At 59.9% G+C, this 8086-nt stretch carries 5 protein-coding genes and 1 pseudogene; 5 read left to right on the top strand and 1 reads right to left on the bottom strand.

Annotated elements, in window-relative coordinates; translation table 11 throughout:
- The first annotated feature begins 31 nt into the window (after positions 1-31).
- Positions 32-1102, top strand: a complete 1071-nt coding sequence (locus BKH32_RS12585; protein ID WP_075250342.1) for a hypothetical protein — start codon at positions 32-34, stop codon at positions 1100-1102.
- Positions 1103-1582: 480 nt separating this feature from the next.
- Here the strand turns inward: BKH32_RS12585 and BKH32_RS14810 are convergent.
- Positions 1583-2095, bottom strand: a pseudogene (locus tag BKH32_RS14810) (MT-A70 family methyltransferase); the annotation flags it as partial.
- Positions 2096-2529: 434 nt separating this feature from the next.
- Between BKH32_RS14810 and BKH32_RS12575 the strand changes: the two are divergent.
- The 4 genes from BKH32_RS12575 to BKH32_RS12560 form a co-directional block, all read left to right on the top strand.
- Positions 2530-4089 (top strand): type I restriction-modification system subunit M, encoded by a 1560-nt coding sequence (locus tag BKH32_RS12575; RefSeq protein WP_075250340.1) that lies wholly within the window; start codon positions 2530-2532, stop codon positions 4087-4089.
- On the top strand, positions 4086-5306 hold the full coding sequence (locus BKH32_RS12570) for a restriction endonuclease subunit S (RefSeq protein ID WP_075250339.1): 1221 nt from the start codon (positions 4086-4088) through the stop codon (positions 5304-5306). The genes BKH32_RS12575 and BKH32_RS12570 overlap by 4 nt, the downstream gene beginning before the upstream one ends.
- 4 nt (positions 5307-5310) lie before the next feature.
- Positions 5311-6249 carry a GIY-YIG nuclease family protein gene (locus BKH32_RS12565; protein ID WP_075250338.1) on the top strand — a complete coding sequence of 313 codons (939 nt, stop codon included), beginning with the start codon at positions 5311-5313 and terminating at the stop codon, positions 6247-6249.
- Positions 6250-6264: 15 nt separating this feature from the next.
- The coding region (locus BKH32_RS12560) for a type I restriction endonuclease subunit R (protein ID WP_143222845.1) at positions 6265-8086 on the top strand (1822 nt) is incomplete at its 3' end.

The raw sequence follows: 8086 nt of genomic DNA, 5'->3' as shown, positions 1-8086 counted from the left end.
ACGATGAAAACTCGAGGCTAACGCGACGCCCTTGGTCGTCGGCAACCACTTTCTCACCTACGAGAACCAGAGCCGCACGTTGACCAGCTACACGATCACCGATGACGGGTTGAACAAGGGGTGGAGCCTCGAGGTGGGGGGAGACGGCTCAGACCCCTCCACCTCGTTCGAGTCGATGGCGTACTCGTGGGGCAACGACAAGATTGTTTACGGGCCGACGATGATCGACCTGACTTCGGGTAAGCAAGGTCCTGTACCGTGGGGCGAGGGCCAGTCGGCCATGGTCGCCGACGGGATAGCCATCAGCTGCGACGCTAAGAGCCAGTGCACGGCATGGGAGTCCCCTCAGAAGAAGAAGTGGACCATCACCGTCCCGGCCGAGGACGGGGTGAGCTTCTCGTCAATGCGAGGCCCTGTGGGTGTTGTGACGCACAAGAAGCACAAGTACGTCGCCCTCAATAATGTCATCATCGATCTTGCCGACGGTAAGACCATGGTTCTTGGCGGCGACAAAGCGAAAGCGACGACCGGCACCGACTACGCCGAGGATGGTTGGGTGGTCTACGAGAAAAATGCTCTCAACCCGGGCCCCAACGACCCATGGAGCGTCGTCGAGTACGATCTTGATGGAAAGCGATTGTCAGCTTACTTCATGGACCCTAAGAAGAACGACGAAATTCCCGTCTATCCAGAGCACAGCCTTCTGACCATCAAGCAGACCCACGCATACAACACGAAGAATGAGTCGCCGGCACCCATGACGGCGCTCCGATCCTCACTATCATCCTGCATCGAATCACTTTCCCCCAAGATCGGAGGCATGTTCACGATCCCCAATCTGGAGATCAAGAAGGAGAACGAGGCCTTCTGTGCCTCCGGCGCCAAACTCTCTCCAAAGAAGAAGGTGGTCAAACTCAAGGCACAAGCACAGGTCGACCCGAATGCCTTCCTTTATCTCATGGACGTCAAAGATGAGAAACAGATCGAATTCGCCGGGATTTTCTGGGAGAGAGGCGATTCCCTGATCGTCGTCAAGCCTGACCTCATCATCGGCTACACGCGCGACCTCGGGAAGGCCCGCGGCTTCAAGCCTGCACTGTGATCAGGTCGACCTCGCACCCGTCTCCGAACCTCAGCGGAGACATTCCACATGGTCGGGAACAGGATTCCTGAGGCTTATTCACAGGGCTAGCCGACACTGGCATCTACGCAGGTCACAGCACCTTCGACGGACGCTGTGAATAAGCCTCCCTGTCCCCGACGGCGTCGTTCAACCCCGTTCTCGCAACTCCACGCCGGCCCTGGCCAGGAGGCTCCGTACCCGCGCGGCGGAGTAGCCAGATTGAGTCGAAATCTGCTGAACCGACACTCCATTCAGATACTCACCGGCCATGATCCGGGCAACGCGATCTGAGAGCCAGTCGCTCATCTGCTCATTGGGCTCCATGTGCGGCGGGGAGTCGATATCGCCGCCGGCGTACCCCCGCTGAGTCTTACCCTGCGGCGTTGTCTCTTCATCCGACTCATTGCCCCACACGGACCACCCCGGTTGCGCGTAGCGGGCGAACATTTCCAGGTATGGACCTGGCGAGCACGACTCGATGAGGTCATACTGCTCGTCGGGCTTGCGACTGTGCTCACGCTTACGCGTCTCGATCATGTTGACCGTTGAGCGCCCCGGAGCCAGCGTTCTCATGGATCCTTTGACACCGAACAGGATCGGCTCCGTGACATTGCGGAAGTAGAAGCCGACGCCGCGACCGTCCGGCCCGCCGTCCTTACGCCGCTTCGCCCAGATGATATTCGAGACGTAGCGAAACCCCCACGCCTGCATCACCTCCAGTCCCTCCGGAAGCAAGGCGTTGGGGACCCACAGGTACAGGTGGGCATTCACTGCGGTCACGTCACCGACCGGGAGCTCCTTGATCTCCTCGAGGGACATCGTCCCGTACCTGCCCAGACGACGGTGCTCGGGGGCGACCTTGCCGGTTCGATTGGTGAACCGCCATGGAGGGTCGGCCAGAACGGTCTGGAATCCTCCTTCTACCGTAGGAAGTGGAGCGATTTCCGTAGAGGATCCCAGAGCCTTGGACACCCCCTAGATGTACCAGAGAAAGATCTGGTTTGTCACTCATGGGTCTTTTGTGTGGATGGGTATCCACGTCTTCCAGCCGGACTCCCGGCAGTTCCGCGCTGGGGGCCGGCGCAGGACTGGCGCAGATCGCGTGCCTCTGCAGACCAGCACGCAGGCCTTCCCGACCAGCACGGGTCGGCCATCGACACAAACAAGCGAGTTCCACTCCTCAGGTGCGGGGGCGCCGGCCTGGCCATCACCGGCGGCACCGCCGCGGGCGCTTCCACGCCTCAGGTGCGGGGCCGCCGGAGTAGCCGCACCGGTCCAAGCCCGATGCTCGCTGCCTGGCGAAGACTGTAGCCACCATTCCCAACCTCAGCGCGTGGTCATCGGACGCCCTCAGTTGGTGGGATACTTCTGCCTGATCCCCCATCCTGACGACGAAGAGGCCGACTGTGAGTAAAGAGACTGAGCGCAAGGCGCTTCACCAAGCGATCTGGCGGGTTGCCAACGACCTGCGCGGGAGCGTAGACGGATGGGACTTCAAGGCCTACGTCCTGGGCTTTCTTTTCTACCGGTTCATCTCTGAGAACCTCACCGAGTACATCAACGCCGGCGAGCGCGCGGCCGGGGACCCGGAGTTCGACTACCGTTTCCTGTCTCACGCCGACGCCGAGGGCGCCCGTGACGGCCTCATTGAGGAGAAGGGCTTCTTCATCGCCCCGGGCGACCTGTTCAACAACGTGTGCGAACGGGCTCCGCGCGATGAGAACCTCAACGAGACCCTGTCACGCATCTTCAAGAGCGTCGAGGCCTCGGCGACCGGCACGGGCTCGGAGTCGGATCTGCGGGGCCTGTTCGACGACGTAGACGTCAACTCCACCAAGTTGGGCCGCACGGTGGCCCAGCGCAACGACAAGCTCACGCGACTCATGCAGGCGATCGGGGACCTGGACCTGTCCTACGGGGAGTCCTCGATCGACACCTTCGGCGACGCCTACGAGTACCTCATGACGATGTATGCCTCAAACGCAGGCAAGTCGGGTGGCGAGTTCTTCACCCCGCAGGAGGTCAGCGAGGTACTGGCCCGCATCACGGTCATGGGCAAGAAGAGCGTCAACCGCGTCTACGACCCGGCCTGCGGCTCGGGCTCGCTGCTGCTGAAGTTCGCGAAGGTGCTCGGCAAGGAGAACGTGCGCGGCGGGTTCTTCGGTCAGGAGATCAACCTGACCACCTACAACCTGTGCCGGATCAACATGTTCCTGCACGACATCAACTTCGCCGACTTCAGCATCGCCCATGGGGACACGCTCACAGACCCGGCGCACTGGGACGATGAGCCCTTCGAGGCAATCGTCTCCAACCCGCCGTACTCGACCAAGTGGATCGGCAAGGACGATCCGGCTCTCATCAACGACCCACGCTTCTCCCCGGCGGGCGTGCTGGCCCCGAAGTCGAGAGCAGACCTGGCCTTCACCATGCACATGCTGTCCTGGCTGGCGGTGGATGGGACAGCGGCAATCGTCGAGTTCCCTGGCGTACTCTTCCGCGGTGCCGCTGAAGCCAAGATCCGCCAGTACCTGGTGGAGAACAACTATGTCGACGCCGTCATCCAGCTTCCGCCGGATCTGTTCTTCGGGACACAAATCGCCACGTGCATCATCGTGCTTAAGAAGTCGAAGCAGGACAACAGTGTTCTGTTCGTGGACGCCTCGAAGCAGTTCGTACGGGAGGGCAACAAGAACAAGCTCTCGGCGGAGAACCAGGAGATGATCTTGGAAACGCTCGCCAAGCGTGCCGACGTCGATCACGTGGCCGCACTGGTGAGCGCGGAGGCGATCAGGGAGAACGGGTTCAACCTGTCGGTGTCCTCCTACGTAGAGGCGGAGGACACTCGCGAGGAGGTCGACATCGTGGAGCTCAACGCCCGGATCAAGGAGATCGTGGAGCGGCAGGCAGTGCTGCGAGCCAGCATTGATGAGATCGTGGCCGACCTCGAAGGCGGTGCCCGGTGAGCCGCATCGATGACCTCATCCGCGACCTCTGCCCCGACGGTGTGGAATACAAGCCGCTTGGCGAAGTCGCCAAGTACTCACCCCGAAAAGTGTCCGCTGAAGATTTAAACTCAACCACCTTCGTAGGAGTCGATAATCTAGTCTCACAAAAGAGGGGTCGAATCGACGCAACACACAACCCCAACACTTCGACACTTACAGCCTACCGCCAGGGAAACATCCTCCTAGGCAACATTCGTCCATACCTCAAGAAAATATGGTTAGCAGACCGCACAGGAGGTTGTAGTGGAGACGTACTGGCGGTCGAAATCAACGACCAGTACTCGAAACTGCTTGAATCGCGGTTTCTGTATTACATTCTTTCAAGCGATTCTTTCTTTACGTTCAATCAACAGAATGCCAAAGGGACAAAAATGCCTCGAGGCGATAAAGAAGCGATCTTACGTTACCCAGTTCCAGTTCCACCACTGGAAGTTCAGCACGAGATCACGAGGACGCTAGACAAGTTCACGGCCCTGGAGGCGGAGCTGGAGGCGGAGCTGGAGGCGGAGCTGGAAGCTCGCCGACACCAGTATAACTACTACCTCGACGAACTTCTGAGTTTTAAGGATGACTCAAATACACTCTGGCGTCCTCTAGCTCAACTTGGCACCTTCCATCGCGGAAAACGATTCGTCAAGACCGACTACTCCGATCACGGCATCCCCTGTATTCATTATGGAGAAATTTACACTAGATACGGAATATCGACGTCATCTGCTGTGAGCAATCTTGACGAATCACTTCGCCAGAAACTTCGCTTCGCCCAACCGGGAGACGTAATTCTTGTTGACGTCGGAGAAGTGGTTGACGATGTAGGCCGCAGTGTTGCCTGGATCGGAGACGAGCCTGTTGCTATTCACGACCACAGTTACGCGTTCCGCAGCGCTTTGAACCCTACATTCGTTTCCTATGTGATGCGGACCGACTGGTTTAGACGCCAGAAGGCAAAGCACATCGCTAGAACGAAAGTGAAGACTCTTCTGCCCGATGGATTCTCAAAGATTCATATACCTGTACCACCACGCACGGAACAGGATCGGATCGTCGAGAAACTCAATCATTTTGACGCCCTCGTCAACGGCCTATCCTCTGGCCTACCTGCGGAGATCGAGGCTCGTCGCAAGCAGTACGAGTATTACCGCGACCGTCTCCTCACCTTCCCTGAAAAGAACTAACCTCATGAGCGGAAAACACATCGATCTCTTCCTTGTTGACGGAGAGTCCGGCGGTATCACGACAGCGGGCATCATAGGATGGACGGGGCAAATTCTCAACGGCCCCCGCAGCGCCCTCACTCGCCTCCTCGACCGAGAAGAGGCTCACCGCAACGGTGTCTATTTCCTCCTTGGTGACGACCCTGATGCGATCGAAAGCGTACGCTGCTATATCGGGAAAACTGAGGAGTTCTCCGCTCGATTCCTTGACCACAACCGCAAGAAGGAATGGTGGGACCGGGCCATCCTCGTCAGCAGCCTTGACGACTCCTTCAACGAAGGACACTGGGGATACCTCGAGTCCCGTCTTCTCGAAATCGCCACAACCACCAAACGCTGCACCCTGCGGGATAACGTTCAAACCCCACAACCCCGGAAGTTGTCTGAGGCTCAACAGTCAGATGCCGAGGCGTTCCTCGAGCAGATTCGTAGCATCCTCCCTGTTCTTGGAGTCAACATTCTTCGTAGCACTCACAGGCCTCCCGAACGGCAAACACCTCCACCAGATATCAACTCTCCGATTTTCACACTCACTGCCCCTAAGCGCAGAGTTACAGCTCGAGCTCGCATTGTCGGGGACGAGTTCATCATGTTGGAAGGATCCCGCGTCGTCGGCGAATGGACCAGCGCCGGGCGCACGTCAAGCACCCGCAGATCCTACGAATCCCTCTGCGCTCAACACACCAAACTCGTCGATGACGGAAGTATCGCTGTCGAGGGAACAATCGGCACTCTCACACGGGACATCCCCTTCCCCTCGCCATCCGCCGCCGGTTCTATCGCCATCGGATACTCCTGCAACGGCCGTATCGCCTGGACCTGGGAGGGCGGCACCTACAAGGACTGGGAGAACCGGGACCTCGATCCCACAGTCACAGTCGCAGCAGAATCTCTCCAACCCTGACGAAAGTGTCCTCCCATGACCATTCGTGAAGCCTCCGCCGTCGGAGTCGAACCGGTTGTCCTCACCAGCGAGAGCACCGTCGTCGGACTCTATGAGCCCGAGGAGACCGACCGCGCCGGCTACCAGTCGGAGGCCGAGCTGGAGGCGGCCTTCATCCGCCAACTACAGGCTCAGGCCTACGAGTACGTCTCCTTCGCCAGCGAGGACGAACTCGTCGCCAACCTGCGCACCCAACTCGAAGCCCTCAACGACTACAGCTTCACCAATGAGGAGTGGAAGCGCTTCTTCGCCCAGTCGATCCGCACCCGCTCAGGCGGCGGGGACGAGATCGCGGAGAAGACGCGTCGCATCCAGGAGGACCACGTCCAGACCCTCATCCGGGACAACGGCGAGTCCAAGAACATCCGGCTCATCGATAAGCAGCACATCCACAACAACCGCCTGCAGGTCACCAACCAGTACGTCGTGGATACCGGCGCCCACCACACCCGCTATGACGTCACGGTCTTCGTCAACGGTTTGCCGCTGGTGCATATCGAGCTCAAGCGCCGCGGCGTGCCCATCCGCGAGGCCTTCAACCAGATCAACCGCTACCAGCGTGACTCCTTCTGGGCGGGCGCCGGTCTGTTCGGCTACGTCCAGATCTTCGTCATCTCCAACGGCACCCAGACCAAGTACTACTCGAACACGACCCGCTTCGACCACGTCACCGAGTCCACGCGGGGCAAGCGCGAGTCCAAGGCCGCCAACTCCGACTCCTTCGAGTTCACCTCCTGGTGGTCTGACGCGGCGAACAAGCCGATCACGGACCTGGTCGACTTCACTCGGACCTTCTTCGCCAAGCACACGCTGCTGGCCCTACTGACCCGCTACTGCGTTTTCACCACCGCGCAGAAGCTGCTGGTCATGCGGCCCTACCAGATCGCCGCGACCGAGGCGATTCTCCAGCGGATCCTCACGGCGTCGGCCAACAAGCAGACCGGCACCGTGGCCGGCGGCGGCTACATCTGGCACACCACCGGCTCGGGCAAGACCCTCACCTCCTTCAAGACCGCCAAGCTGGCCGCCGGGATGGAGGGGATCGACAAGGTCATCTTCGTCGTCGACCGCAAGGACCTGGACCACCAGACCATCAAGGAGTACAACCGCTTCGCCGATGGGACGGTCTCGGCGAATCAGTCCACCAACCAGCTGAGCCGGCAGATCAACGACCCGGATACGAGCATCATCGTCACCACGATCCAGAAGCTCTCCAACTTCGTGGGGCGCAACCGCAAGCACGCCATCTACACCGGACACGTGGTCCTCATCTTCGACGAGTGCCACCGTAGCCAGTTCGGGGACATGCACACGGCCATCACCAAGGCCTTCCGCAACTACCACCTCTTCGGGTTCACGGGCACGCCGATCTTCGCGGCCAACTCCGGCTCCAGCGGGAACGTCCAGCTGCGCACCACCGAGCAGGCCTTCGGCGACCAGCTGCACACGTACACGATTGTGGACGCGATCCGGGACAAGAACGTGCTGCCGTTCCGCATCGACTACATCGACACGATCAAGATGCCCGACGCCGTACGCGACGCGGAGATCAGTGCCATCGACACCGAGCGGGCGCTGCTGGCACCCGAGCGGCTGGCCCAGGTGGTGGGCTATATCCGTGAGCACTTCGACCAGAAGACGCGGCGCAACTCCTCCTACACGCTGGGGCAGAAACGCGTGCTCGGCTTCAACTCGCTGTTCGCAACGGCGTCGATCCGGGCGGCGCGTGCCTACTACATGGAGTTCAAGCGGCAGCAGGAGGGACTGGGCCCGGACCGGCGCCTGACCGTCGGCATCG

It is taken from the genome of Actinomyces oris, from assembly GCF_001929375.1.
GTDB lineage: Bacteria > Actinomycetota > Actinomycetes > Actinomycetales > Actinomycetaceae > Actinomyces > Actinomyces oris_B.
Note: the sequence above shows the minus strand (reverse complement) of the source record. Positions and strands in the feature narration are given on the sequence as shown.